General features: G+C 51.1%; 24 protein-coding genes and 2 tRNA genes. 19 read left to right on the plus strand and 7 right to left on the minus strand.

Translation table 11 applies throughout. The features are described from left to right. The 3 genes from CFLAV_RS35840 to CFLAV_RS28275 form a co-directional block, all read left to right on the plus strand. Nucleotides 1-502, plus strand: a 502-nt coding sequence (locus CFLAV_RS35840; RefSeq protein WP_007418342.1) for a hypothetical protein, incomplete at its 5' end; no start/stop codon positions are given. A gap of 44 nt (nucleotides 503-546) precedes the next feature. Then, complete coding sequence (locus CFLAV_RS28270; protein WP_007418343.1) at nucleotides 547-1,119, plus strand: PEP-CTERM sorting domain-containing protein; 573 nt, start codon at nucleotides 547-549, stop codon at nucleotides 1,117-1,119. A 202-nt stretch (nucleotides 1,120-1,321) separates the two neighbouring features. Continuing rightward, entirely contained in the window at nucleotides 1,322-1,891 is a 570-nt protein-coding gene (locus CFLAV_RS28275; protein WP_040550587.1) for a PEP-CTERM sorting domain-containing protein, read from the plus strand. A 117-nt stretch (nucleotides 1,892-2,008) separates the two neighbouring features. Here CFLAV_RS28275 and CFLAV_RS28280 read toward each other — a convergent pair whose 3' ends face one another. Beyond that, nucleotides 2,009-3,007: a HEAT repeat domain-containing protein gene (locus CFLAV_RS28280; RefSeq protein WP_007418345.1), complete on the minus strand. Its 999-nt coding sequence runs from the start codon at nucleotides 3,005-3,007 to the stop codon at nucleotides 2,009-2,011. 148 nt (nucleotides 3,008-3,155) lie between these two features. Here CFLAV_RS28280 and CFLAV_RS28285 point away from each other — a divergent pair. Together CFLAV_RS28285 and CFLAV_RS28290 are read left to right on the plus strand one after the other, a co-directional pair. Further along, nucleotides 3,156-3,230: transfer RNA gene (locus CFLAV_RS28285), tRNA-Glu, on the plus strand. Between the two features lie 10 nt (nucleotides 3,231-3,240). Beyond that, the gene (locus CFLAV_RS28290; protein ID WP_007418346.1) at nucleotides 3,241-3,618 is read left to right on the plus strand and encodes a type II toxin-antitoxin system RelE family toxin; all 378 of its coding nucleotides are present in this window, start codon (nucleotides 3,241-3,243) and stop codon (nucleotides 3,616-3,618) included. Between the two features lie 43 nt (nucleotides 3,619-3,661). On the opposite strand, the gene CFLAV_RS28295 is transcribed toward CFLAV_RS28290, so the two are convergent. Then, nucleotides 3,662-4,285 (minus strand): HNH endonuclease, encoded by a 624-nt coding sequence (locus CFLAV_RS28295; RefSeq protein WP_007418347.1) that lies wholly within the window; start codon nucleotides 4,283-4,285, stop codon nucleotides 3,662-3,664. A 700-nt stretch (nucleotides 4,286-4,985) separates the two neighbouring features. Between CFLAV_RS28295 and CFLAV_RS28300 the strand changes: the two genes are divergently transcribed. From CFLAV_RS28300 to CFLAV_RS37955, 5 genes are all read left to right on the plus strand, one after another. Then, the gene (locus tag CFLAV_RS28300; protein ID WP_007418349.1) at nucleotides 4,986-5,552 is read left to right on the plus strand and encodes a PEP-CTERM sorting domain-containing protein; all 567 of its coding nucleotides are present in this window, start codon (nucleotides 4,986-4,988) and stop codon (nucleotides 5,550-5,552) included. A 159-nt stretch (nucleotides 5,553-5,711) separates the two neighbouring features. After that, on the plus strand, nucleotides 5,712-7,646 hold the full coding sequence (locus CFLAV_RS28305) for a tetratricopeptide repeat protein (protein WP_007418350.1): 1,935 nt from the start codon (nucleotides 5,712-5,714) through the stop codon (nucleotides 7,644-7,646). A gap of 39 nt (nucleotides 7,647-7,685) precedes the next feature. Next, nucleotides 7,686-8,108: a secondary thiamine-phosphate synthase enzyme YjbQ gene (locus tag CFLAV_RS28310; RefSeq protein WP_007418351.1), complete on the plus strand. Its 423-nt coding sequence runs from the start codon at nucleotides 7,686-7,688 to the stop codon at nucleotides 8,106-8,108. A 57-nt stretch (nucleotides 8,109-8,165) separates the two neighbouring features. Continuing rightward, nucleotides 8,166-10,505 (plus strand): FG-GAP repeat domain-containing protein, encoded by a 2,340-nt coding sequence (locus CFLAV_RS28315; protein WP_007418352.1) that lies wholly within the window; start codon nucleotides 8,166-8,168, stop codon nucleotides 10,503-10,505. Nucleotides 10,506-10,998: 493 nt separating this feature from the next. Next, nucleotides 10,999-11,337 carry a DUF6968 family protein gene (locus CFLAV_RS37955; RefSeq protein ID WP_007418354.1) on the plus strand — a complete coding sequence of 113 codons (339 nt, stop codon included), beginning with the start codon at nucleotides 10,999-11,001 and terminating at the stop codon, nucleotides 11,335-11,337. A gap of 130 nt (nucleotides 11,338-11,467) precedes the next feature. Here the strand turns inward: CFLAV_RS37955 and CFLAV_RS28330 are convergent, their stop codons facing one another. From CFLAV_RS28330 to CFLAV_RS37960, 3 genes are all read right to left on the minus strand, one after another. Beyond that, nucleotides 11,468-13,402 (minus strand): hypothetical protein, encoded by a 1,935-nt coding sequence (locus tag CFLAV_RS28330; RefSeq protein ID WP_007418355.1) that lies wholly within the window; start codon nucleotides 13,400-13,402, stop codon nucleotides 11,468-11,470. A gap of 98 nt (nucleotides 13,403-13,500) precedes the next feature. Next, nucleotides 13,501-14,322, minus strand: coding sequence for a S1C family serine protease (locus CFLAV_RS28335; protein WP_160164682.1), 822 nt, complete (start codon nucleotides 14,320-14,322; stop codon nucleotides 13,501-13,503). A gap of 252 nt (nucleotides 14,323-14,574) precedes the next feature. Next, nucleotides 14,575-15,192 (minus strand): molybdenum cofactor guanylyltransferase, encoded by a 618-nt coding sequence (locus CFLAV_RS37960; protein ID WP_150107646.1) that lies wholly within the window; start codon nucleotides 15,190-15,192, stop codon nucleotides 14,575-14,577. A gap of 322 nt (nucleotides 15,193-15,514) precedes the next feature. Here CFLAV_RS37960 and rpsB point away from each other — a divergent pair, with 322 nt between their 5' ends. From rpsB to CFLAV_RS28375, 7 genes are all read left to right on the plus strand, one after another. Continuing rightward, nucleotides 15,515-16,288 carry a 30S ribosomal protein S2 gene (gene rpsB / locus CFLAV_RS28345; protein ID WP_007418358.1) on the plus strand — a complete coding sequence of 258 codons (774 nt, stop codon included), beginning with the start codon at nucleotides 15,515-15,517 and terminating at the stop codon, nucleotides 16,286-16,288. Between the two features lie 80 nt (nucleotides 16,289-16,368). Then, a complete protein-coding gene (gene tsf / locus CFLAV_RS28350) occupies nucleotides 16,369-17,217 on the plus strand; it encodes a translation elongation factor Ts (RefSeq protein WP_007418359.1) in 849 nt (282 codons plus the stop codon). A gap of 203 nt (nucleotides 17,218-17,420) precedes the next feature. After that, nucleotides 17,421-18,146, plus strand: coding sequence for a UMP kinase (gene pyrH, locus CFLAV_RS28355; RefSeq protein ID WP_007418360.1), 726 nt, complete (start codon nucleotides 17,421-17,423; stop codon nucleotides 18,144-18,146). A 124-nt stretch (nucleotides 18,147-18,270) separates the two neighbouring features. After that, the gene (locus tag CFLAV_RS28360; RefSeq protein WP_007418361.1) at nucleotides 18,271-18,900 is read left to right on the plus strand and encodes a phosphoribosyltransferase; all 630 of its coding nucleotides are present in this window, start codon (nucleotides 18,271-18,273) and stop codon (nucleotides 18,898-18,900) included. Nucleotides 18,901-18,957: 57 nt separating this feature from the next. Further along, complete coding sequence (gene mutM, locus CFLAV_RS28365; RefSeq protein ID WP_007418362.1) at nucleotides 18,958-19,812, plus strand: bifunctional DNA-formamidopyrimidine glycosylase/DNA-(apurinic or apyrimidinic site) lyase; 855 nt, start codon at nucleotides 18,958-18,960, stop codon at nucleotides 19,810-19,812. A gap of 62 nt (nucleotides 19,813-19,874) precedes the next feature. Continuing rightward, nucleotides 19,875-19,949 (plus strand) — tRNA-Asn (locus CFLAV_RS28370). A 177-nt stretch (nucleotides 19,950-20,126) separates the two neighbouring features. Beyond that, nucleotides 20,127-21,332 (plus strand): tyrosine-type recombinase/integrase, encoded by a 1,206-nt coding sequence (locus CFLAV_RS28375; protein WP_007418363.1) that lies wholly within the window; start codon nucleotides 20,127-20,129, stop codon nucleotides 21,330-21,332. Here CFLAV_RS28375 and CFLAV_RS35285 read toward each other — a convergent pair. Both CFLAV_RS35285 and CFLAV_RS28380 read right to left on the minus strand, forming a co-directional pair. After that, the gene (locus CFLAV_RS35285; RefSeq protein ID WP_007418364.1) at nucleotides 21,295-21,639 is read right to left on the minus strand and encodes a hypothetical protein; all 345 of its coding nucleotides are present in this window, start codon (nucleotides 21,637-21,639) and stop codon (nucleotides 21,295-21,297) included. The genes CFLAV_RS28375 and CFLAV_RS35285 overlap by 38 nt on opposite strands. Then, the gene (locus CFLAV_RS28380) at nucleotides 21,600-23,039 is read right to left on the minus strand and encodes a hypothetical protein (RefSeq protein ID WP_007418365.1); all 1,440 of its coding nucleotides are present in this window, start codon (nucleotides 23,037-23,039) and stop codon (nucleotides 21,600-21,602) included. The genes CFLAV_RS35285 and CFLAV_RS28380 overlap by 40 nt, the downstream gene beginning before the upstream one ends. Before the next feature lie 587 nt (nucleotides 23,040-23,626). Between CFLAV_RS28380 and CFLAV_RS35290 the strand changes: the two genes are divergently transcribed. Continuing rightward, complete coding sequence (locus CFLAV_RS35290) at nucleotides 23,627-24,184, plus strand: ankyrin repeat domain-containing protein (protein WP_040550593.1); 558 nt, start codon at nucleotides 23,627-23,629, stop codon at nucleotides 24,182-24,184. 76 nt (nucleotides 24,185-24,260) lie between these two features. Beyond that, on the plus strand, nucleotides 24,261-25,652 hold the full coding sequence (locus CFLAV_RS33355; protein WP_160164683.1) for a glycoside hydrolase family 76 protein: 1,392 nt from the start codon (nucleotides 24,261-24,263) through the stop codon (nucleotides 25,650-25,652). Nucleotides 25,653-25,682: the final 30 nt, after the last annotated feature.

Below are 25,682 nucleotides of genomic sequence, written 5' to 3' on the forward strand. Positions count from 1 at the left end.
TGCCAGCGTTTTCGGTGTAAATCTTCCTGATGGTATTCAGGTGATTAAGTGGAATCCTGGTGCTGCGACCTTTACTCAGCCTGATACCATCATCGGTGGTACCTGGTATGATGTTGATTTCAATCCCAGCGCAACCACTATCTCGCCTGGTGAAGGTATATTTGTGTTAAACAACACTGGTGTTAATACGAATGTCACATTTACGGGTGAAGTGGTTCAGGGATCAAAGACCATCAATATTAACCCAGGCTATGGTTTCTATTCCTCGATTCCGCCAGTTTCTCAAGACTTGACCACGAACGGGTTGCCAACGGTGAATGGTTTGCAGTATATGACTTTCACCAGTGGTTCCTATAGCCAGCCCATTACATATATTGACGGTTACGGATGGTCTGATACCTCGTTCAATCTTGTGCCAGTCGCACCTGCAGTTGGCCAAGGGTTTGTGCTCCTGAATCCAGGTTCATCGACCAATTGGACTCGTGGTTTCACTGTTCAATAAATTATTAAAACCTACTTAAAACCTACAATCAAAAAACAAAAAACATGAAAAAACTTATTCTCAGTGCAGTCTTGGGTGCCGGAGTTCTGGCTTCGGCGGTAAGCTCCTATGCCCAAGGCACGGTGAACTTCAATAACACTGGGTTCAACATTACCACCAACAATTTGGCTGGTACTAGTGGTGTAATGTCGGGTTCAAAAGCTTACACCTTCGGCCTTTATCTGGCTGCGGATGCAGGTTCTCTGAGTGCCGTCACTACTCCAGTGATGTTGTTTTCCAATGCTCCCATTGCGGGCGTTATTTCGCTCTCAACCGTTACGTTGCCAAGTGGTTTTGCCGCAGGCAGCACATACGCCTTTGAAGTCAAAGGCTGGTCCTCTACCGGCGGTTATGGTAGCTATGACGCAGCCTTTAATGGCAATCCGAATGGATACTTCGGTATCTCCTCAATCGGAACTGTAACGCTGGGTGGTGGTGCAACCCCTGCGGGAGTCATCTGGGGTAATAACGCTGGTCAAGTTCAAGGCTTTACCTTGACGCCAGTTCCTGAGCCTTCCACAATCGCTCTTGCCGGCCTTGGCGCAGCTTCGCTGTTGCTGTTCCGCCGCCGCAAGTAATTGATTAGTGTATTTTTCAAGCCGCCCGAAAGGGCGGCTTTTTTTGTGTACATTTTTACAGGAAGCCGCGCGAGGAATTTTCATTGTGCTGATGCCTGGTCATTTTCCATGGAAGGGACTCTGTAAGATTACGCTTGAAGTCAATCTCTGTATTTGTATTATCTGCTGTATAGATAGGAGCTTAAAAACCAATTTTCAAAAAATGAAAAAAATCCTAAGCACCATTTTGGTTGCCGGATACCTAGCCATGGCTGCGGCTGCGCACGCTCAAGGCACGATAAACTTCAATAACACCGGGTTCAATATTACCACCAACAATTGGTCTGGTACTTCAGGTCTGATGAGTGGTAAGGGTAATTATATTTTCGGCCTTTATCTGGCTGCGGATGCAGGTTCTCTGAGTGTCGTCACTACTCCAGTAATGTTGTTCACCAATTCTCCAATTGCGGGCGTTATTTCGCTCTCAACCTATGCGTTGCCAACTGGTTTTGCCTTGGGCAGCACATACGCCTTTGAAGTCAAAGGCTGGTCTGCTACCGGCGGTTATGGCAGCTATGAAGCAGCCATGAATGGCAATTCGACTGGATACTTCGGTATGTCCTCAATCGGAAGTGTAACGCTGGGCGGTGGTGCAACCCCTGCGGGAGTCATCTGGGGTAGTGGTCCTGGTCAAGTTCAAGGCTTTGTCATCGGTGTTCCTGAACCTTCCACGATCGCGCTTGCCAGTCTCGGCGGAGCCGCTCTTTTGCTGTTCCGCCGTCGCAGCAAGTGATCATGAGAGGCGGCGGTTTTCAGGCTTAGGGAGTTGCATCCTAATTATGTCCAGGAAAACGGTGAGGCGATAAACAAGGAAACTCTCGGGATGAATATGTCCCAGTTCAGCCTCGCGCTATTTAGCTAATGAACCATGATCCGCTTTAGCATCCAACTGTTGCAGCAGGCGAGCGGCTGTATCATGAACTTCCTGGTTCGGCTCAGCCAAACTTGCGGCCAGCATTTCCCTGGCTTCCTGGTAATCCAAAATACGGGTTAAACATATCATCGCGACGCGGCGCGTTCCCAGACGGGAATCCAGCTGACATTCCTTCAGTGTTGGGATTGCAGGCCGGGCCTCGGCACCGAACGCGCTCAAGGCGAACATACTGGCTTGCACCCTCGAGGGAGAGGCGAGGGGAGCAGAGCGAAAGCGTTTAATGTTTTCCACGAGTGCAGGCACGGAAATTCCGGCGTCCGTGTGAAGTTGGCCAAACGCTCGGGTGCAAGCCAAACTTACCCATTCATTGGTGGAAGACAGGCCCTGACAAAGCGCCGGAATGGAGGCATGAGCATTCGTGCTACAGGAGGCCAGCAACGCGGTAACCTCAATCTCTCCTCTTGTGTTGCCATTCTCCATTGCTTCAATCCACTGTGCTGCAGATTCCCCGCGTATTTGTTGTAGCGCTGTCCTGGCTTCCGCACACCTGGCATCTTTGTGTCTGGCTGCCCATTCAAGAGCGGGAATGGCACTGCCGGCCAGCGGACCCAATTGTCCCAAGGTCACAATGGCCTGCTGACGGTCCGCGCTTTGAAGCAAGGGGGGAAACCATTTATACAGGAAAGGATGCTTTATTCCATATCGGTCTCTCGCCTTTTGCCTGAACCAGGATTCATCGGGTTTCACGATGTTAGCCAGATAGGATACGGCTGATTCGTGCATGGCTTTTATCGCATCCAGGGCTTCAGCGCGTTCCGTTTCACTTCCTGACTGGTCATGCAATTGATGCATCCAGGTAGTTAGCAGTCGACCGCGAAATTCCGGCTCGCCTTGCGTATGTTTCCACCAGAAAAAACAGGCCACGCCTATTGCGAGGAACAATGGCAAGCTGAACCTTTTGAAAAAGCGTATCATAGCGCGGATTTCACCTGTTAAAAATCAGCATTTAATCTATATCGAATAGGAAATTAATGCCAAAATTTATTTCTGGAAGCGGATGTTCCTATTCCGTGTATTGACAGATGAAAAGAGTCAGATAGCATCTTAGGAGAATTGCCGGTCAGGCGCGTTCGTCTATCAGTTAGGACACGGCCCTCTCAAGGCTGAAAGACGGGTGCGATTCCCGTACGCGCTACCAATTTTATTAAATGCGGCCTTTTCAAATTATTTTTAACCCCACGAGTGCTGGCGAACTGGCCCGCATGCCGAAGGAACTTCAGTTGCACATTTTGGGTGAATTTCGCGGTCTTCCCCAGCAGGTGATGAATACGGACTTGGATGCCTTCGGAAAGCTCGAACGCGCCGGCCGCACGCTGCATCGCTTCAGGGTGGGGGATTACCGGGTTTATTTTGAAAAGCACGACCTTGGGTTGGTGGTTTATCGAATCCTTAGCCGGCATACCTTGAAGGATTTTTACTTTCGCTCCGGGTTGAAGCTGGATGAGGATGAAGCGCTCCAACAGAATCCGAAGTTCTGGGAACTGATTGAAGCGGCACGTTCTGCTTCTGCTAAAACCGCTGAGTGACTTAATCTGCCGAAAATTTTGGAGAGCGAGGTCTCCGGCTGGATCAGGGCCCTATATCTTCCCCAAGTTCTACGTTCCAATAGGCCAGGTCGAGGAAATGCTTCCAACTATCGTGATGGTTCAGGCCCAGATTAACCTGCACGAAAGGCCGCCATTTCGGGCGTTTCGGCTTGCGAATTAAGTGCATGCCTGCTTCATAGGGTGTATGATTGGCCTTGCGAGTATTACAAGGAATGCAAGAGCAGACGATGTTCTCCCAGGTTGTTGGTCCGCCACGATCCCGCGGAATCACGTGATCAAGATTCAGGTCTTTTCGATCAAACACCGTTCCGCAGTATTGGCAGGTATTATTATCGCGTTCGAAGATATTGTGCCGGGTAAACTTCACTTCCTTCTTCGGTAAACGGTCGAACATGACCAAAAGAATCACTCGCGGGACACGGATCTTGAAAGAAATGGTGTGGATGCTTTCGGGATGCGGTTGTTGCTCTGAAAAATCCTGCCACTGGCTGAAGTTGAACGTTTGGAAAGAACCGTCCTGGCCATCGAGAACAACGTGAGCGTGCCCTTCGAATAATAAAGTCAGGGCCCGCCGCGCAGTGCAGATGTTCACCGCCTGCCAGAGGCGATTCAGCACCAGCACATGTTGGTTTAGAAAAGAATTCATAACCGAGTGCGTCCGGCGGCAAAATTAACATATTGTGTTTGTTCGTGTCAATGGCCACTGAAGAACACATCTAATGGTAGAGGACTTTCTGAGTCAACGGGTGCCTATACCGAATCCCAAAATTAATTTCCGGAATGGGGAAAAGAACCGGAAGGAAAGCAGGCAATAAGCCTGATGAAAGTGAGGACTGAAAAGCCATGGTCTTGGGGGTGAAGAAATTCACTAATCATTGGCTGCAGGGTGCTTTTGATTTGAGGCGGCGTTGTCGGCCTGGTCGCTATCTATGGATAGCGCCTGCGGCCTCCGCCTTGCCTCAAACCAAAATCCCTCCTGCCATTCGGAAATTTCTTTCGGCATTCGGTATATGCAGACAGGATCGAGCTTCTGGAGCGGGGACGAGCGACGTGTTTTAACAAGTATCAAATCAAAGTTATTTAAACAGAGAGGGTTGTAATTTCTTTGAAACTTCCCGAAAAGAAACTAGAAAAAGTGTTGCAATTTTTTAGCTTTTGTGGTGATATAGCAGCGTTCCAAATGGGAGACGTTCCAGGCGAGCCGCTTTAAAAATTCTTACCCAGGGATCGCCTTTTTAAGCAAACCTAACCTGATCTAACTTGCATCGTCATTACACTCGCTATTCGCATTGGATACAATGGGAATTTAGCCAGAGGTAACAACCGGTCTTGGTTAATTATTGGGTATGAAAAGGATACTATTTCTGATTTTTGGGCTCATCACGTACGTCGTGGGCGCGTTTGGGCAGGGGACAATCTATTTTGCCAACACCCCTCAATTTCCTGTCTACACGAACAACGGCATAAGCACTTATGGCAATGCTCCCCAGAACAATTTCCATGTAGCTTTGTATTGGGGAATACTCGGTTCCACCGAAGCTCAACTCGTCCAGATTGGACCTGCTGTGGGCGGAGTGGCGGACGGTGTTTTCAACGGCGGCGTTTACACCACACCCAACGGGACCGCGCCCGGAGCCAATGCTATGTTTGAGGTGAGGGGGTGGACTGGCAATTACACTACTTATGAAGCTGCACTGGCTGCTGCTCCGAACAATCTCTCCGTGGAGATCGATACTTCAGGAGCCTGGATAAATCCTACCGGACCCAACGCTGGCGCCCCCGCCGCCATGCTCTTCGGCCCGACTGGATTTAAGCGCTTATTTTTGTCATCTGTTCCGGAACCTTCAACGATCGCCCTGGCAGGAATGGGTGGGACTATGATACTCATCATGCTCCGGCGTCGGAAAAAGTAAGTGTTGCGAAATTCATTTCACATTTGCTTCAGTCTCTCACTTCTGCCGTCAACGGGGAAGTGGAGGCTGCTCTTTTGCTTTTGCTACCGGTCTACTTAACCTTTCAATGGGCAGATGTTGGGATTGCAAAGTGCCGCCTGACCTGACTAATATAAACTAATGAAACGTTTCTTCACCTTCGTGGTTTTAGCCTCGCTATCGCTTGCTCCGGGAGCATGGGCTGAAGGGGCAGATGATCAATACATCGCTATTTATAATTTAATTCAGCAGGCAGACGCGTTGAATGAAAAAGGTCAGGCGGGCGCCGCCATGGCCAAGTATCTCGATGCTCAGGCTGCACTGAAGAGGTTCCAGGCCGGAAATCCGAGTTGGAACAGCCAAGTGGTGAACTATCGCCTTAATTACCTCGGCAGCCGGATTTCCCAAATTTCTTTAAAGACCCAGGCCCAGGCGGCGGCAACGAATGCTCCCGTTCCTGTGAATGCCGCCACCAATGCTCCGACCGAAACCCCGGCCACTACCAACGAACCAACAACTCCTGCACCTGTGGCCGTCCCCAGCGAACCCGTTGCGCCGGTTCCAGCAACCACGAATGCAACGCCGCCTTCGGCTTCAATTGAACTGAACTCCCAGATCAAGGCGATGGAGACGCAGATTCAGCAGTTGCAGGCTGACAAATCCTCGCTCGAAGCCAAGCTGAAAGAGGCTTTGAGCGCCCAACCGGCTTCGATTGATCCCCGTGAACTTGCCAAGGCAGAACAACACATCAACGAACTTCAGAAGGAAAATGATCTGCTCAAAGTGACCTTCGCCCAGGTTAAGACCAATGCGAGTCAGGTCGATGCCGCTGCTTTGGAGCAAGCCCGCAAAGATCTGGCCGAAGCGAATGTCAAAGTAAATGCTTTGATTGAGGCTAATAAATCTTTGACCACCGAAAAGCAGGCTCTCCAGGTCAAAGTTAAGGTCGCTCCTGCAAAGGATGAGAATAGTGACGCTCTGCGTAGTGAAAATGAAATTCTTAAAAATGAACTGGCTGATCTCAAGGGCAAGCATGGAACCCTGGCCAAAGGTGACGACTTGAGCCGCCAATTACTCCAAGCTCAGGCCCAGGTTGCTGCCTTACAGTCAGACAAGGAAATCCTTCGCCTCGAAAAAATTGCCCTCGAGAGCCGTCTAAAACAAGTTACTGCGAGTCAGCCTGCGGTTGCCGCCGCCCCAGCCCTCGACGCTGCCACTGTTGAAAAGATCAAGATGTTGGAAGCTCAACGCGACGAGCTGCAGAAGAGCCTCGACGTCGCAACAAAGGAACTCAACGGTCGGAAGAAGGGCAAGGAAACTTCCGCTCGCATTGTAAGCATGACCAAAGAGTTGGCCACGCTTCGTGCTCGCGTCGATACCCTCGAAGCACATCAAATTCCCTATACTACTGAGGAACTTGCTCTCTTTAATAATCCCGATTCCAAACTGTCCACCGCGGACACAACTCCGGCGAAAAAACCTCGCAAACAGTTGTCCGCTGAATCCGGCAAACTGGTGGCTGAAGCTCAAAGTCTCTTCGTCAAACACCAGTATGACAGGGCAGAGGAAAATTATTTGAAGGTTCTCAAGGAAGATGACAAAAACGTTTTTACCCTGGGCAACCTGGCCATGATTCAAGCGGAGCGCGGGCAGTTTGATGAGGCAGAGAAAAATCTAAAGCAGGCTTTGAGCGTTGATTCCAATGATGCTTATTGTCTCTCCATCCTCGGACGCGTCAAGTTTCAGGAAGAGAAATACGACGAGGCATTGGATGCTCTAAGTCGCGCGGCTCAGTTGGATCCTCAAAACGCCGAAACCCAGAATTACCTTGGCATTACCCTCAGTCATAAAGGCCTTCGTGGGCCGGCTGAAACGGCTTTGCGCAAAGCCATCCAGCTCGATCCCGGGTACGGCAGCGCACACAACAATCTCGCTGTGGTTTACGTCACTCAAAAGCCGCCGTTGACGGAACTTGCCCGCTGGCATTACCAAAAAGCTTTGGCAGCTGGACACCCAAAAAACTCTGATTTGGAAAAGCTGCTTGAAGTCACCAAAACTGCTCAGAATAATCCTTGAACAAAGTCTTGGTAAAACGAGTCTTTGATTGAGGAAACAATGCTGCATCAGGCGTCTTACGAATTTTCAGTGGCTACTCGTGGCCGTGGTTTTTATGAGATCACCAGGCAAGTCTCCGCCTGGATAGGTGACTGTGCTGTCCAACAAGGGCTAATAACGCTACATCTGCGTCACACCTCCGCTTCACTCCTCATTCAGGAAAACGCCGACCCGGAAGTTCGTCGCGACCTGGAGCGTTTTTTCTCACGATTGGTGCCGGATGGCGATGCGCTTTTCCAACACACTGCTGAAGGGGAGGACGACATGCCTGCGCATGTGCGGACTGCGCTCACTGCCGTCAACCTTAGTATTCCCATCATGGACAGCCGCCTGGTTTTGGGCACCTGGCAGGGAATCTATGTTTGGGAACATCGCGTCGAACCACATTCCCGGCGCGTGGCCGCACATATCCTGGGTGAATAGACTAGCCAACTTGCACAACCAATGGCACTTTCCCCGTTAGTTTATTAAATATTTACAATGCAAAAACCGAATCTAACTAAAACCCTCCTGCGCGCGGGCTCTCTGTTAAGCGCTGCATTTTTTCTTTTAAGTGCTTCGCGCGCAGAGGATGTTACCAACCGCTTCGGCTTTACCGGACCGGAGATTTTCCCGATCGATCCTCAAATATCCCTTCTGCGATCCGCTGATCTCGACGGAGATGGCCTGAATGACCTTGTGCTCGTTAATAACGCCAGGTCTAAAATCAATTTATTATACAACCAGACCGGCCAGACCAACCGGGTGAAGAAGGCCTCGGCGCGAGACATCAAACAGGAGTTGAACGAACTCCCACCTGATGCCCGTTTTCGCATCGAGTCAATTGCCTCGGAAAAGCGTATTTCGGCACTCGTGGTAGCTGATTTAAATGGTGACGGTAAACCCGACATTGCCTACTACGGCGAGCCAAAGGAACTCGTGGTAATTTACAATCAGGGCACAAATGGCTGGAGCGCGCCCAAACGTTGGGCAATTGATGACGGTCAGCTCACAGGAAACGCTCTGGTTTCCGGTGACTTGAATGGGGACCACCTTACGGACCTGGTATTGCTTGGCGAAACGCAGGTGTATGTTTTAAGCCAAAAGAAAGACCATACCCTGGGCGAGCCCGAAAAAATTCCGTACTCAGGCTCAGTCAAAGCTGTGCAAGTGCTGGATATTGATGGGGATGGACGTAACGACCTTATGCTGGTCAACTGGGAGAGTCCTAATCCATTCCGTTTCCGACTGCAAAATGACTCCGGCCAGTTGGGACCTGAAATTTATTTTGCAGTGCCTCCGATCCGTTCCTATACAACGGACAATCTGGAGGGAAATGAAAAGAATCAAATTATTACGATCGCCCAGAACTCTGGACGCGCCCAGGTTTCTGAATTCACACGGAAAGCGGCGGAGGAACTTTCCGGTGTATTCAAGAAGGGCCAGTTTCAAGTCATGCCCTTAAACAAGAGCGATAAGGCCCGACGCGGCATGCTCTGGGCCGATGTCAACGGTGACAAGTTGCCCGACTTGCTGGTGGCAGAACCTGAGAGCGGACAGGTCTCGATCTACCTTCAAAAACCTGACGGCACATTGGAAGCTCCTAAAACTTTCTCTACGCTCACCGGGGTCAGTGATCTGGCCGTGGGGGATTGGAACGGGGATGGCAAGCCTGACATTTTCCTTTTGAGTGGTGATGAACGTCAACTTGGCGTGGCCCAAATGGATGAGAAGGGTGGATTGCCTTTCCCAACCCGCATTCCTTTGGATGGCAAACCTCTAGCCATGGCAGTCGGCAAACTGAAGGCAGATGGCAAGCCAGTGCTGGCAGTCATCGTGGATCAGGATGGAAAACGTTCCCTGGTGACTCGCACTGCTGATGGTAAGAGCAAAACTCAGAAGTTGAATGAGAATTTCAAATCGAATCCGACTTCCATTGCTTTTCAGGACGTGAACCAAGATGGGTTGGCCGATCTGGTTGTGCTGATTCCTTATGAGAAGATCAAAGTTCTGCTTCAAGTGACGGGCAAGGATTTCGATGAGCAGGATGTCGCGCCGCCCGGCGGCAGTGTCGAAGAGCCTTGGATGAGTTCGGTGGATGTCGATGGTGATGGAAAACCTGAATTGCTCCTGGCTCAAAAGAATTTTCTGCGGGCCGTGGTGCTCAAGCAGGAAGCTGCAGCTCAAAATTCCACAAATCGCGCTGGCTGGGTGTTCAGCGTTAAGGAACAGATTAACGGCGCGGGAAGTAACTCACGACTCGTGGGTGTCGCTGCCCTACCGAATGGGACTAATGCCGTCAATTCGCTGTTTTTGTTGGATGCTGAGCGAAAGGTTCTGACACTTTCCGAGCGTGACAAAGCGGGTGTCTGGCAGGTCGTCCGCAACATATCCTTGCCCTTTACCTCCTTCACCAGTCTTCAATCGATTGCGCTGGGAAGCTCCAACCTGAACAGCGTTGCATTCCTTGGAAAGGATGCGGTGGGTTGGATGCCTCTTGAAGGTAAAGTTTGGGAATTTACGGAGTTGGACAGCTATGAAACTCCAATCAAAGACGGCCATTTGAACGACATGGTCACGGGTGACTTGGACAACGATGGTCGAAAAGACGTCGTCTTTCTGGAAACCGCCAGAAACTACCTCGACGTGGTTACTTTCGACGCCAATCGGAAACTGGTTCCAGCCAACCGTTGGCAGGTCTTTGAAGAACGCACCTTCCGTGGACGCCGTGGCGACCTGCCCGAACCTCGCGAAGGTCTCATCATTGACGTAACCGGCGATGGCAAGAATGACCTCGTCATCATGGTTCACGACCGCCTTCTGGTTTATCCGCAGGAATAAAATTTCCAGCAGTAAGCTGGATCGAAAATTCAAGGCCAGTCTCGAAAGAGGTTGGCCTTTTTGTTTGACGATGCGGCGATAATGTCTCAGCTTTTACGTCAATTTATGCCGTTAATTCCAAGGTCGGGGAGGGATTGGGTTCGCAGTCTGGCTCACGCGCTTTTTGCCGGTTGCCTCATTGTGTGTCTGGTAATCTTTTGGGTCGGCAGCACTCAAAGCCGAGTCTTGCGTTATGCGGGTTATTCAATCGGACCCTTTCTTATGTCCTTGGCGTTGGGACTGGGACTCATTTGCCTTGCCCCAAGTCTGGATAAGCGTTTTCGCAAATGCGGCGCAGCCGTTGCTGTTTTTTCGTTTCTGGTCGGCTTTTTGACAATACCGGCGCTGGCGGAATAGGTGGTGTAACGGCGCCTCAATCAATTCGGTGATGCCAGGATATGTAATTCGGCCGCAGAAATTTTGCAAATTTACCCAGATTGGTTAGGACTACTTTATGATCTATTCGACACCATTTGCAGAGCGGACCTTGGACCTGGTAAAGCAGAGTGGAGAACGCCTTACTTTGACCGTGCAGTTTGGTCCGATTTATAAAAAGGACCGCGATTTCAGATGTAAGATTGCGTTTATAGGGTGGGGCGAATCTCCTCCTGATATCTGGGGTGCGGATTCGCTTCAGGCTCTCATATCGGCGATCACATTGGTTCACTCAATGCTTCATGAATTCGTAGTTCGCGGCGGGAGAGTGTTATACCCCGGGACCGAAATCGATTTTGACTTGGAGGGTTTCCTCACATCGCCAGAGTATCCGAGATCCGCTCAGGATGTTTCGTAGCCCTACCCAAAATTGCGTTACCGATTCCTACTCCGTTTTGTGGACCCGCTCAGAGTGGGGTATGAGGAAAGCACCAGCCCAGCAAAAAAGGCGGGCCATTTCGGCCCGCCTTTGATGCTGAAGTCTTCTTTTACTTCTTCAATTGAGGAGGCACCGGAGCGAATACCTTGAAATTCAACCCGTCGCTATTCGCGCTGGCTCCATACACGGTGAAGTAGAAATATTTCGAAATCTTATCGAATGTAGGTAGCAGGGAAGGGTCAATCCATTCCTTGATTTTTTCCGGATCACCCATTCCTGATGCAGCGACTAGTGGTGCCAGAGTACTGGATGCGGTGGCGGCTCCCAGATCCTTTTTCAAGGCTTCCAAACCGACGCGCATAGATTCGCTATCATTTGAATAGCCGAAAAGGCTTGTGCCGCTGCCGACCACCTTTTGGCTGGCATCACTCAGGCCGGGCGCGTCACGGAGGGACTTGCCTTCCTTTTCGCTGCTGCGCAAATATTCTTCGAGAATGGAAGTATCAGAAGTAATTGCCACATAGCCTCCGCTGGCGGCAAAACTGATGGTGCCCGGCTTCGCATCTTTCTGACCTGGAGTTGCTGGAGTGGATACTGAATAGACCTTGTGCCCTAGAAACTCACGTTCTTTGGGGCCATTCCCGGATTGCCCCATAAAAATACCTGTCGTAATCTTAAGAGCGGTCGCCAACTGTTCGGCGTTGGGGGAGCCTAAAAGGAACAGGGAAGGAGGATTGTTCAAGTCGGCAAGCGTCTCACCCTTTGGCAATTTTTGATAAGTAATGATGTCGTTTCCCAGATTCCCGAACAGGTTCTTTTTAATGTCGAAGTTGGGATCCTTGTCCTTGGCACCGCTGTCAGCAGTGCTGAGCAGAAAGTTCAACGTGTTCAACGCCTGGGGCGAGATATCATTCACAATTTTTTGAATTCCGGCCCAGGTCTTCTGGCCATCAATCCGCCAACGTTGAAACTTTACGGCATCCATGGGAATGAATGGAGGCGGCACTGTTTCTTTTGGCTCGCCCGCCAATATTTTAAAGATGCCCGAGCGACTGCTCTCAGGAACACCCAGGGAAATATTGAATTGAGCACCGTCATTCGCATAAAGATAGTTGAACGCAACCGTGTTCAGGCCGTTCAACCCGAGTGCTGCCACAACCTTTTCGGGTTTGAAATCCATGGGATTGCCGGTCGCCGAACCTGATTCTGTAGTGTCTGCCGAACCTGTGAATGAACTAATCAGTGCCTTGGCATTAATCCAACCGAATAACGGGGCCTCGCGAAAGAGGGAGGCGTTGGCGGCAAACGAAGCTGATTCACTCAAAGTTTTCACCGACGCACCAGACATACAGGCCAGCACTTTTTCGATCACTTTAGGTGAGTCTCCAAGGATCAGCATCGATTCAGCCTGGCCAATATAAACCTGCTTTTTGGAGTCCGATTTTTTCGCATCCCCGCCTTCTTTGGAATCCGAAGAAGTGGCAGTTGAATCGGCGGAGGACGAGCTCTTTCTTAGCGATTTCGGCAAGTCATTGCTGGAAAGGACCGCCACTGAAAACTCGATGTCACGAATTTTTTCCGTCTTGATACTTTTGCCGGAATCAACCCATTTCTTTTTCAGATCGGTCAGGTTGGTCTTGAGTTGATCGCTCTTATCCTTCGTATCGATTAGCAGCAACAACGCGGGTTCGGCACCATCCTTGCTTTTCCCATCCCAGCCATTTTGGGTTACGGCGAAAGTGAATTGTCCTTGCAGCAGGCCAGTATAATCGTCGAAGTGAATTCCCAAATCGCGTTCGAGCGGGGTGACATATTCGGATTTGAATTTCGAAACAAACTTGTCCTTGAAAGCCTGCACAGAAGGGTCATTCCAGAGCTGGCCTTGCGGCGAGTTTTTGTAAATGTCCTTTGCCTTGACGGTATCCGGAATGCTGAAAACAAACAGGGTGTCGTCCGGCAGAAGTTTTTCCGCAGGGAGAACAGTAGCGCCAACCCGAAGGGCCAAACACGCGACTGCAGTCAGTATAGGTATAAGCTTTTTCATGATTTAAATGAACCGCGTGTCGTAGGCACGCTCCTTGGTTAACAACAATATTTACGATTAGTTGCGCCCTTGAAGTCCCATGAGCCACTCATTCCAGCCTATTTGCTGGCTGTGATCGTCGGAGTCTGCCTACCCTTGCTGGGCGGCGGCAGATAACGATAGGGATTGCTCGGATTATCATTCGAATAGGCGTAGGCATCCCGGTGGTCCAGAAAGTATTTCACCGCTCCGATCGGGATGGCAAATCCAAGACCTTCGCCAAAGGTGATTTTCATGTTCGTAATCCCTACCACTTCGCCACGCATGTTGAAGAGAGGGCCACCACTGTTGCCCGGATTGATCTGGGCTGTGGTTTGCATATAAAGTTCGCCTTGCAATTCACGGGTCTTGGTGCTGACGATTCCTTCCGTGACTGTGCGTTCCAAACCGAGTGGACTGCCAATTGCGAAAACAGATTCACCCACTGCGAGGGCATCAGAATCACCCAACAGCACTTTGGAGAACTTCTGTGAGTCATTGTCTTCAATTTTGAGCAACGCCATGTCTTGAAACTTGTTCATCGCCAGGATTTTTACGTCCTTGTAAACCTTCCGCTCAAGCTGGCCATCCTTCTGATGGTAAACTTCAACCGAAATCTGGGTTTCGCCTTCAATGACATGGAAATTTGTAATCAGGTAGCCGTTCTCATTAATGATAAAGCCGGAGCCCAAACCGCCAGGGGTGCGAACCTGAACCACGGATTCACCAAGAGTGTTGACCAATTCCCTGACATCCTTGATCGGCAATTGGGTGTTCCCGTTTTGGTAATTGCCTGATTTACTTTCCACGGCAGCCAAAGTCGGTGCAGCGGGGCGACTTGCTGCTGTTTTGGATGGTGCAGGGGCGGGGGTTGGGGTGGTATCACTGGTAATCTTGGCCACTTGGTTACGTGGAATGACCAGGACGGTATAACCGATGTCCACTACCAGTCTCTTAGAAGATCAGCTAAAATTTTTCCTGAAACCGAGGCTTTATCCTAGAGTTGGATGACATCGGCCATGGAAGCATAGAGCCCCAACGCAAGCAGAGTCATCAAAACAACAGACTGTTTTAACATGGCATGACATTACCGGCGGTGGGCATCTTTGACAAGACGCGCTTGCATAAAGTTTTTATGTTGTCGTAACACAACACTATTCGCCAGCTTGACTGTTTGTTATGACATTAGCCCTTGCTTGAGTGATGAGTTCCAGAGCGGTTTGGTAGTCCTCTGGTGTGTTGATGTTTCGCAGTTGGTTCTTCCAGGTTCGTGGCGGGCGAATCGATCTTGCGTCCAAAGCTTTTGCGAGCTCCTGAAGGGATAACTGTTGTGCCTCGATTTGCCGGGCAACCAAGGGGAGGCAAACTTCCCTTCGAAGGAGCAGGGGAAATCCTGCAAAACCGCCATGATCCACGAAGAGAGCTTTTTGTGAGGATTTCAACATTCGACACAGTTTCATCAATATTTCGGAAGAGAGGAATGGCATGTCACAAGCAACGAAAAGCAAAATGTCAGCTTTGCTGCTTTGTAAACCTGTGTAAATACCGCCTAGAGGTCCACAACGGGGAACAATATCCCGTCGGATAATGCGGACTGGCATGCCTGACTGCTTTCCAACTGCACGAATATGCTCCAACATCGTGAGCCTACCCAGTTTGAGTCTGCTCTTATCCCGGCCCATGCGAGAACTCAGTCCTCCGGCTAAAATGCAAATCTCGGCAACCTCTTTAGTGGTAGCATGTTGTGAATTAATTGTTGAGGTTTTAGCCACGGATTCCCTAGCTTATGCTGACTGTTGTTCCTCGTAAATACGTGAATTTATGACTTTTTAAGCCAAATCATCGCGACGAAAAGTGGGGTAACTCTGGTAAAATCCTCGATTTAGGCCTAAAATAACAGTTGCCAGTTCGGGTGATTTTGGTATTTTGCTCAGCCCTTTTCGTGGGACTTAGCAATTTGTCGCGCAAGTGGGAACGGTCTTAAAAATACCTGTGCTCGTGTGAGCGTGGGTGACCACAACAACACTCAAGTCAATCCCGTGTTCCGCGGGATGGTTCGCTGAAAATGGCGGACTTGTAACAAAAGGAAATATTGTGAGTATTAATGTCGGTGTAAAAGAATTATTGGAAGCAGGCGTTCACTTTGGTCACCAGACCAAGCGCTGGAATCCCAAGATGAAACCTTTCATCTTCGATGCTCGTAACGGGATTCATATCATTGACCTCAGCAAGACACTCGCCGGCCTCCAAGCCGCCTGTGATTTTCTAACCACCACTGTCAGCAAGGGCGGTCGCGTGCTGTTCGTAGGCACCAAGAAGCAAGCCCAGGAAGCCGTCAAGGAAACCGCGAAGGAATGCGGCCAGTTCTTTGTAACGGAACGCTGGCTCGGTGGTACCCTCACCAATTTCCAGACGGTCAAGAAGTCGATCGCCCGGATGAAGCAGATTGAGAAGATGGAAACTGATGGCGGCATCAATCAGTACGTCAAGCAGGAGCAATCAGCCATTCGCCGCGAACATGCCCGTCAATTCAAGTATTTTGATGGTATCCGCTCGATGGACAAGTATCCAGCCGCGATGTTCCTTGTCGATATCAAGCGCGAACACAACGCTGTGGCTGAAGCCCGTCGCTTGAACATTCCGGTTGTCGCTCTCGTTGACACCAATTGCGATCCTGATCTCGTGGATTTTCCGATCGCTGGCAACGATGACGCTATTCGCTCTGTGCGCATGGTTTTGAATACAGTTGGCCAGGTCATCACCCAGGCCCAGGCTGAATACGAAGCCAAGCACGCCCGTCGCAAGACTGTGGAGCCAGCTGAAGCTGCTCCTGCTGCCCCGGAGCAGACCATCGGCGCTCAGGCTTAAACTTATCGGTGGAACGCGGTTCAGGCCGATGGGTCGTACCGCGTTCCTTCTTTTTAACTCTCAAGAAAAAGGAATTTATTATGGCTGAAATTACTGCTGCCTCTGTAGGCAAATTACGGGAAATGACCAACGCTGGTCTGATGGATTGCAAAAAGGCTTTGTCCGAAGCTGCTGGTGACATGGAAAAAGCCGTGGACATTCTTCGCAAGAAGGGCGCTGCTTCCGCTGCCAAAAAGGCTTCCCGCGAAGCGAATGAAGGCGTTATTGCCCAAAGCATCGCACCGGGAGCAAAAGCTGGCATTTTGGTTGAAATCAACTGCGAAACCGATTTCGTGGCCCGCAACGAAGGCTTCCGCGCTTTCTGCGATGAAGTGGCCAAGACCTTGTTGAACAATCCGAAGACTGATTTGGAAGCCATGCGCACCGCGCAGGTGGCCAAGATTGGTGAAAACATCCAGATCGCGCGCCATCACCGCCTGGAAGTCAGCGGCAACGGCATGGTTGCGGCTTATATCCATACCGGCGCCAAAGTTGGAGTATTGGTTGAAGTCGGTGCCGGCAAGGAATCCACCGTGGCCAACGAGGAATTCAAACAGCTTGTCCGCGACATTACTTTGCAGATCGCGGCCGGTAGCCCGGGCGTTGTTTCTCGTGAGCACGTTCCGGCGGACGTGATTGCCAAGGAACGCGAGATTGCTTCTCAGTCGGATCGTCTGAAAGGCAAGCCGGCGGCTGCGTTGGAAAAAATTCTCCAAGGCGTCCTGGATAAGTTTTATCAGGGGTACTGCCTGGTTGATCAGGGATTCGTGAAGCGGAACTCGGAAGTCACGGTCAGGGAACATGTCGCTTCTGTATCCAAGCAATTGGGTGACGAAATTACCGTTCGTGGTTTCGTGCGTTTCCAGGTTGGCGAAGCTCCAGCTGCTTAAGCAATCATTACATCATTTCAAAGGCGTCCTTACGGACGCCTTTTTTGTCGTACGATGTTAATCTTAAAAGGAAAGCATTCCGTTTAAATTCGCGCTGAAACATCAGAATGGCTCCACCTTGAAGACCGGCATATCAATTGACGGTTTTGTCTGTCACTGTTAAAAACACAGCGCGATTTCGCGGTAGCAGCATTATTTGGCCCATGAAAAAATCCTTAAAACCCAGGTACCGACGTATTCTGTTGAAGCTCAGTGGTGAAGCGCTGGGCGGTCAGGCAGGTCTAGGTATTTCACCCGAAGCAGTCCACGATATGGCCCAGCAGATTCGCGAAGTGCGCGAATTGGGAGTCGAGGTTGTGATCGTGATCGGTGGCGGAAATATTTTCCGTGGTCTGGCCGGAAGCGAACGCGGCATTGAACGCGCCACCGGTGACTATATGGGCATGCTTGCCACCGTTATCAATTCACTGGCTCTGCAGGATGCCCTTGAAAAACTGGGTGTTGCCACCCGGGTGCAAACCGCCATTACCATGGCACAGGTGGCCGAGACCTTCATTCGTCGTCGCGCCGTTCGTCACCTGGAAAAGGGGAGGGTGGTTATCTTTGGTGGCGGCACGGGGAACCCTTATTTTTCAACCGATACCGCCGCGGCTCTTCGCGCAAATGAAATCGGCGCTGAAGTTATTTTGAAGGCGACCAAAGTTGATGGCATCTATGACAGTGATCCGAAGAAGAACTCCAAAGCCAAACGCTTCAATCAAATCAGCTATTTGGATGCACTCCAAAAGCAATTGAAGGTGATGGACTCAACCGCATTTTCTCTGTGCATGGACAATAAAATGCCGATCGTTGTTTTCGATTTCTTCCGTCCGCATAATCTCAAACGCGTGGTATTGGGCGAGAACGTTGGAACGCTGGTTACCTCGTAATTTGGGCTGAGCGAAACTTTCCGGGTTTTGGATAAAGAAGCGCTGTCAAACCGCGCTTCTTTTTCTTTTATAATGACGCACCCGGCCTATTGCAAATTTTGTCATCCCAGCCGATTGATTATTTATGACCTTCTCATCACGAGAGGATGCCGGGAGGCAATTGGCAGAAGACCTTGTGCAGCGCGACTTGCAGGTGGATCTAATTGTGGGTTTGCCGCGCGGAGGTGTTGTGGTGGCAGCCGAAGTCGCCCATGCCCTTCACAAACCGCTTGATGTGCTGGTGGTTCGAAAGATTGGTCACCCCCGCCATCGTGAATATGGAATTGGAGCTATCGCCGAAGGTGGTGTGGTGCTGTTGCATCAGGACGCCATCCGTGAAAGTTTCGTCAGCAAAGACGAACTGGACGAAGTCATTGCCGAAGAAAATCAGACACTTGCCAATTACCGGGCCCGCTTTCATGAAGCATCCTTGTACGTCAAGGGAAAGCGCGTGATCCTGGTGGATGACGGTATCGCCACCGGTGCCACCACCGAGGTCGCCGTCAAAGCCGCCCGAAAACTGGGTGCAACTAGCATAATCGTTGCCGCCCCTGTCGCATCCACCAGCGCCTACCATCACCTGTCCCGGGTTGCTGACGAGGTGATTGCACTCCTAATTGACCCGGGTTTTATGGCGGTTGGCCAATACTACGACGAATTCGATCAAACCACTGACGAAGAAGTCATCGCGCTTCTCCATGCCCCGACCGTTTAACTAACCTTTTACTTGCACTCCCGTTGATCCAGTTTGAAACTGGTTCAAAAGACGCTCATGCCTGAACTGCCCGAAGTCGAGATCCTAGTCCGCCATTTGGCGCCACTCATCACAAACAAGAAGATCACCGACGTCGAAATCCGCCGTTCCAAGGTTCTCGCGCCGACCACCGCATCAGACCTGGAAGAGGCCCTGACAGGTGCCAGGTTCACTCATTTGTCCCGACGTGGTAAATATCTCTTGTTTTTCCTCAAATCACCCCGCATGCAGTGTCCATTACAGCTTTTAGGGCACCTCGGCATGACTGGTCGCATGTACCTGCTGCCAAAAAATGCTGGCTTGCCGAAACATGCCGCCGTCATCCTCGGACTCGGACGTGAAAGGTTCGTGTTTGAAGACACGCGCTATTTTGGCCGATTTACCCTCGATACTCGCAGCCTTGCGGCCCTCGGTCCGGAACCTTGGAGTCCAGAATTCACCGACGAATACTTCCATCATGCCCTCAAACGCTCCACTCAACCCGTCAAAGTAAAGCTTTTGGACCAATCACTCGTCGCCGGAGTTGGAAATATTTACGCCAGTGAGGCTCTTTATCGGGCTGGTATTTCTCCCAAGCTATCCTCCAGGAAGATCAAACCCATTCAGGCAAAACACCTCCGCAAGGCGATTCAGGAGGTATTGGAACAAGCCATCCAGTGCGGAAGCACTCTTCCGCTCGATTTTGTGGGCATTGAAGGCAAAAACGGCCACTTCTATTACGGAAGTGCCGGAGACTCCTCCGAGTTTTATCAGGAAAGACTGCTCGTTTACGACCGTTTAGGCCAATCCTGCGGTAAATGTGGTGCCGGAATTAAGCGATTTGTGCAAGCCGCCCGCAGCACATTTTATTGTCCTCGTTGCCAGCGCGCATGAATCAGGGTAAAATCTGTTGACGCGTAGCCAATCGCTTTGTAAATTGCGCGTCCATTTTGGCATCCAAAGTAGCTCAATGGTAGAGCAATCGGCTGTTAACCGATCGGTTGTAGGTTCGAGTCCTACCTTTGGAGCCATTCTTCAAGTCGTTGAAAGTCAACGACAGCTCCCACTGTAGTCGCTCAAAATGGGCCAACTGTGTAGTAAAGTGAGAGGATACGTGGTTTTGGAGTCACAATTCGCGCCAACTCCGCACCCACTCTCCCATTACTCCCTAACACAGTTGCTTCGGCTTGGCTTACCCTCGAAAGGCTATGAGGTTGAAGCATCGCTACTGGCTCTACCAGCGAGAAGATGGCTGTTATTACCTGGAAGATACGCAGACCCGGAAGCGGGAGAGTCTGCGCACCAAAGACGCGGTTGAAGCCGAGCGATTGCGCGATGCCCGAAACCAATCGGTCGAACAACCGGCGCTGAATCTGGCGCTGGCCAAAACCTATCTCTCCGCCATTGATCCCAACCTGGCTGGTCGCACATGGGCCGTCGTGATCGAGGAATTTTGTAATCGAGGAAAAGAATCGACCCGCGCCCGTAACCAGCGAGCCATTGCCAGAAAGAATTTCGATCTCCTCCGCCACAAGAAGCTGGTGGAAACCACTGCCGACGACTTCCGCACGATTCTGAAGACCATGGGCGCTTTCAATAACCACATTCTGCGGTGCCTGCACAACCTCGCCTTAGGACTGGGCTGGCTGCACTGGCCGATTATTCCACCCAAGCTCTGGCCGCAACCCAAGGAGAAGGAAAAACGGGGTATCACCCGAGAGGAGCATGCGAAGGTGCTCCAGAGCGAGCAGGACAGGGAGCGCCGACTGTATTATGAACTGCTCTGGGAAACGGGGGCCAGCCAGTCCGACGCCGCGCTGATGCGAGCGGAAAATATTGATTGGAATAAGCGCGAGCTTTTCTATTTGCGGAGCAAGACCGGTGAACCAGCTCGTTTGGTGATTGGTCTCCGCATGGAAGCCATCCTCAGGCAGTTGCCCGCCACAGGGCCGCTTTTTTGCAGGCAATCCGCTTTGAGTTCCTCCGATAGAGCCGCCGAGTTTAGCCGACGCTGTCGCGTTGTTGGCATCAAGGGGGTGAGTCTTCACTCCTACCGCTATGCCTGGGCACAACGGACGCTTGAGTCTGCCTATCCCGAACGGTATGCCCAGGAGGCGCTGGGACATGCGTCAAAAGCTGTGCACCGAATGTATGCCAAAAGCCGGAATGTGAAAATTCCACCCCTGGAAGATTATGAAAACCGTCCTGGCTCGGGCAATGTCATCCCGTTGCGGTTTGAGCAGCCGTGCGATCCCGCACCGACGTCGCAAGCAAGCTCGGTTGCTTTGGTGAAAGGACACTCGAAATACGGCGTTGCCTTTGATCACTTCTGGTTGACAAGTTTGATTCTTTTATTCCTGAATGTCTGCTTAAGCATTATTCCACGTTTAGGACTCCATTTTCGAGAACCGTAACGGTCTCCTGCTTTCCTCCTACGCTGTAAACCATTTTCAACTGCTTGACTTTACCTGGGGCGGGATCGCCTCCCATCGTGTCACTGACTATGGTTACGCCGCGCACAGCGCCGAATCGGCTGGCAACATCTACACCGCCGTTCGAACCGTCAACTGGCGCATAGTTTGCTGACACTATTGCCCTTGTTCCGGTGCCGCCCATTACGTTAATGCTCGAACCTTCAGCGACAACGACGGTTTGCTGCCACCCTACCGTATAGGTGACGGTCAACTGTTTGACATGGCCGGAGGCAGGATCACCTCCCATTGTGGTATTGTTACCGACATAATGAGCGTGCCATTGCTGATATTCCCGGTGAGGAGGCTGGTGACGTCGGTCCCACTGTTCGAACCGTCAACAGGCGCATACCTTGCTGATACTATTTGTCCAGATTCGACCCTTATGTTTATGGTTGAATTTTCCGGAGTGATCACGGTGTTCTGCTCCCCGACCGTACAGATCATGGTTAACTGTTTGACGTGGCCTGGGGCTGGATCACCTCCCATGGAGGTATTATTTACTGCCAAACTAAGCGAATTGTTGCTGACGTTGTTGGCGATGCGGTTGGTGACATTCGCCCCACCGTTTGAACCGTCAACTGGCGCATAGGTTGCAGAATTAATAGTGAGAATAACTGTATCCGCCGGCGGTACATTTAGCATTCCCATGACAAGTTGCATGGCTGCATAGTTATCTACGGTGGCAGTGTCACTTAGTCGGTACCACCATGGGGGAGAAGTCAATCCACGCGAATTGCGGAAACTCCACGCAGTATTGATAGTCTGCTGCGCGCGGGAAACGTTGATTCCGGTTAGCCCCATGGCCCGCAAACAGAAGCCCGAGGCCCCATCGGAAGAACTATTCATGCCGACACCCCAGCGATTCCACGCATAATCGGCTGCTTTCTGTGCGTAACTGGTATTGCCATAAAGGACGGCTGATTGCATGAAGAAGCCGTAATCAGAAGTGGCTAAGCTGCTATCCGTGCTGTTTGGTGTTCCCGATACCATGCCGGTCGTGGGATTAAAAGTATAGTTTAGCAAATAATTATATAGACCTTGCGCCTTGGTAGCATAACCGGAATCGGGCAAATACTGAGAGAGCATATAACAGGGAATAATTATCCCATCAGTGGTTTCAGTGGCCTCAAGGCAATCGGTAGTGCATACATATTCATCTAATCCTCCATTCGCGGGGACGTAGCCTCTGCTGTAACCTAGATCAAAACCAGATTTGGCGAGATTCAGCCAAGTCCTGTCCCCGGTTATTTCATAAGCACCGACCAGTGACCTGGACATACCGGAGACATCGTCGTTCCATGTGTTCCAGGACCAGTCTAATCCGTACTGGTTAGTAAAACCCTGGCACAATGCATCAACCGTGGCTGGACTATCAAGGCCGAGCTGTACAGCACGATTCACGACGTCCATGCATGACCCAAACTGCCAGAACCATTGCACAGTGCTACTTCCGTCATGATCCCTGAAATAGCCTCGACCGTTGCTCGTAAAATAGAAAGCATTCTTCCAAGCTCCATAAGCGGCGGCTCTGTCCGCTGTAGTAAAGGCAAAAGCCGCCCCGGTTGCACTCAACAGGAGTGCGATCGAAATTAATAAACACCATGCACTACGCAGATGATACAGGGTTTTGTAAGTTGTCGTTTTCATTTTTAACGGTTTGTTGTTTTGTTCTGATAATGAGTGAATGTGGAGTAGGCAAAAGTCGCAAGGTCATTGCTTTGACTCATTATTTGTGGCTGTGCGTGAAATGGTAACAGATAGCCCTGAACCCACAATCCCCTGAAACAGTAAGCGCTTTTCACCGATTTAAGGGATGCTGAGACCTTGTTTCAGCGATAAGCAAACGCCAAATCGTTTAACGTGCATGAACGGTTCGGCATGCGCTCACCGATGGTTTCCGTCGCTCACTATTTGAAGCGACTCCACCACGCACAAGACAACCTTCCTGCGCATTTGAATTATGTTACACGAAAGTGTAATGGCTGGCCGCAAGGCTTGGTGTGAGACTCCTTTAATCCACTTGGGCTGATCGTGTGTCCAGCGTGGAAGCACTGAACTATGTCACCAACATCCGCACAAAATCGTTTTGAAAATGTCGCCCCTTCATCTGTCCTCGCAAGGCCGAATCTTATTCACGTGCGGATTGTTGCTGCTTGGTGTGGTCACAATTCAAGCGACCGAAGTTCTCGGACAAAGAGGTGATGCTTAATCACAAGTTAGATACTGAAACCGCCATGTTATCGCTCGAACAAACCTTGTGGCATGCAGCTTGGAACGGCGACCTCATGCTCATCAAGCAGAGCCTTGAAGCTGGCGCACAGATCAATCTGCCCAGCATTAACAAGGCAAGGCCCTTTGAAGCCGCTGCCTACAATGGGCAAGCAGGCGCTTGCGTGCTCCTTCTCGACGTTGGGGCTGATCCAAACGCCTTTGCCGAAGCTACCGGCGAGTCAGTGTTGCATCAGGTCATCACTAAAAGCAGCAACCTGCGCCGCACTCAAATCGTGAAAGCGCTCATTGCGGCAGGGGCGGATGTGACCCGCAGGACAAGCCCGCAGGTTCGCACTTTTTGTTTTGCTCGTGACGTTCGCACGCGTGGCGAAATGCCACTTCACCGTGCTGCCGCTTATGGTGACGCAGAAATGATCGAGTCATGGATTCGAGCCGGAGCAGACAAGAGTGCAAAGGACATCCACGGCGAGTCTGCGCTGACTTGGGCGAGTTGGCACTTACGCGATCATGCAATTTTGAAACTTTTACTTTATGTTGAGTTTGAAGGATCAATTCCATAGTCCAACGGCAAAGCCCAACCAAGCGTTTAATCTGGGGTGTTCCACACGAACTGCCGCTCCGTTCCGTGTTGTTTGGATGATCTGGTTGGTTGCGCTGGGCGTTGCCTTTAGTAACTTCAAGGCTATCGCCTACACCGCTACGGACGCACAGACGATGGTCACGTCGTTTAACAACGCGTTCTATTTCACTACGAATGGGAATCTCGGTTACTTTCGCAACACCACCGACGGCGGGACAACATGGTTCTGGGGACGCGCGAACCAAATGGAGATGCTGATTGATCTCTACGAGCAGTCAAGCAACACGGTTTACCTCACGCAATTCCAGCAACTCTACAACGGCTTCGTCTCCGACTACGGCACGGACTGGATTTGGAATGAGTTCAACGACGACATTATGTGGATGGTGATCGCGTGTTCGCGGGCGTACCAATACACCGCCAACACGACGTATCGCGACGTGGCCAGGAGCAATTTTGATTCGTGCTACGCACGAGCGTGGTCGAGCGATCTCGGAGGCGGGCTGTGGTGGAAGTCGCCGTTGAACACGTCGAAGAATGCGTGCGTGAATGGTCCGGCGGCCATCGCTTCGTATCTGATTTACCAAAACTACGGCGACACAAATTATCTCGCGAAGTCGGAAACCATTTATCAATGGGAGCGCGCGACGCTGGTGGACACGAACACGGGGCGCGTGTACGACAGTATCAATATTTCCGGGACGAAGGACATGACGCCGATCACCTACAACGAAGGCACGTTCATCGGCGCGGCGAATTTCCTCGGCTATACCAACGATGCAATTCTCGCGGCGAATTACACAAAAAACAGCATGGGCACGGGCGGGCAGTTGCCGAATTACGAGGAGGATAGCGATCTTGGCGGCTTCAACGGCATCTTTATCCGCTGGATGGTGAAGTTCATGAACCAGCGCGGCCTGCAAAGCTCGTATCAACTTTGGTTGCAGCAAAACGCCAATGCTGCATGGAATGTGCGTCGCTCGTCCGACAATCTGTCCTGGTCCAAGTGGTGGGATCAAACTCCTGATGACGCGCGCTTTTCGTTCGGCTGTTGGGGCTCTGTTCTCATAGTTAATCTCGTGCCGCCGACACAGAATCCCGGTGGTTCGGTTGTATTTCTGAATGCCAGCGATGCCGCGAACACGAGTAGTTTTGAAAGTGGCTTGAACTGGGCGGGAGGGGCGGCCCCGTTATGGACGACGCATTACGTCGTGGCGGGCAGTCATACGTTGCGCACTCCGCAGGACCCCGCGCATCACACGTTTGCGGGCAGCTCGCTGACTTTGTCAAATGGTGGCGTGCTGGCTTTTAAGAATACGAGCGGAAGTCGCTATGTTTCCATAGGCACGGATTTGTTTCTCGACGGTGGCGAGGTGGCGAACTGGGCAGGCAACAGCGCATTGCTCGGCGGCAAAGTCACGTTGCAGTCGGGGCGGCGGGAAAATTGATCCGCAGGAAACTCGTTCAGCTTTCCGGCG

It is taken from the genome of Pedosphaera parvula Ellin514 (assembly GCF_000172555.1).
Lineage (GTDB): Bacteria > Verrucomicrobiota > Verrucomicrobiia > Limisphaerales > Pedosphaeraceae > Pedosphaera.

Bases quoted from the DNA above. Each gene is read 5' to 3' on its own strand.
- CFLAV_RS28270 (WP_007418343.1), top strand. From the start codon at position 547: ATGAAAAAACTTATTCTCAGTGCAGTCTTGGGTGCCGGAGTTCTGGCT.
- CFLAV_RS28275 (WP_040550587.1), top strand. From the start codon at position 1,322: ATGAAAAAAATCCTAAGCACCATTTTGGTTGCCGGATACCTAGCCATG.
- CFLAV_RS28280 (WP_007418345.1), bottom strand. From the start codon at position 3,007: ATGATACGCTTTTTCAAAAGGTTCAGCTTGCCATTGTTCCTCGCAATA.
- CFLAV_RS28290 (WP_007418346.1), top strand. From the start codon at position 3,241: ATGCGGCCTTTTCAAATTATTTTTAACCCCACGAGTGCTGGCGAACTG.
- CFLAV_RS28295 (WP_007418347.1), bottom strand. From the start codon at position 4,285: ATGAATTCTTTTCTAAACCAACATGTGCTGGTGCTGAATCGCCTCTGG.
- CFLAV_RS28300 (WP_007418349.1), top strand. From the start codon at position 4,986: ATGAAAAGGATACTATTTCTGATTTTTGGGCTCATCACGTACGTCGTG.
- CFLAV_RS28305 (WP_007418350.1), top strand. From the start codon at position 5,712: ATGAAACGTTTCTTCACCTTCGTGGTTTTAGCCTCGCTATCGCTTGCT.
- CFLAV_RS28310 (WP_007418351.1), top strand. From the start codon at position 7,686: ATGCTGCATCAGGCGTCTTACGAATTTTCAGTGGCTACTCGTGGCCGT.
- CFLAV_RS28315 (WP_007418352.1), top strand. From the start codon at position 8,166: ATGCAAAAACCGAATCTAACTAAAACCCTCCTGCGCGCGGGCTCTCTG.
- CFLAV_RS37955 (WP_007418354.1), top strand. From the start codon at position 10,999: ATGATCTATTCGACACCATTTGCAGAGCGGACCTTGGACCTGGTAAAG.
- CFLAV_RS28330 (WP_007418355.1), bottom strand. From the start codon at position 13,402: ATGAAAAAGCTTATACCTATACTGACTGCAGTCGCGTGTTTGGCCCTT.
- tsf (WP_007418359.1), top strand. From the start codon at position 16,369: ATGGCTGAAATTACTGCTGCCTCTGTAGGCAAATTACGGGAAATGACC.
- pyrH (WP_007418360.1), top strand. From the start codon at position 17,421: ATGAAAAAATCCTTAAAACCCAGGTACCGACGTATTCTGTTGAAGCTC.
- CFLAV_RS28360 (WP_007418361.1), top strand. From the start codon at position 18,271: ATGACCTTCTCATCACGAGAGGATGCCGGGAGGCAATTGGCAGAAGAC.
- mutM (WP_007418362.1), top strand. From the start codon at position 18,958: ATGCCTGAACTGCCCGAAGTCGAGATCCTAGTCCGCCATTTGGCGCCA.
- CFLAV_RS28375 (WP_007418363.1), top strand. From the start codon at position 20,127: ATGAGGTTGAAGCATCGCTACTGGCTCTACCAGCGAGAAGATGGCTGT.
- CFLAV_RS35285 (WP_007418364.1), bottom strand. From the start codon at position 21,639: ATGGGAGGTGATCCTGCCTCCGGCCATGTCAAACAGTTGACCGTCACC.
- CFLAV_RS28380 (WP_007418365.1), bottom strand. From the start codon at position 23,039: ATGAAAACGACAACTTACAAAACCCTGTATCATCTGCGTAGTGCATGG.
- CFLAV_RS35290 (WP_040550593.1), top strand. From the start codon at position 23,627: ATGTTATCGCTCGAACAAACCTTGTGGCATGCAGCTTGGAACGGCGAC.
- CFLAV_RS33355 (WP_160164683.1), top strand. From the start codon at position 24,261: ATGATCTGGTTGGTTGCGCTGGGCGTTGCCTTTAGTAACTTCAAGGCT.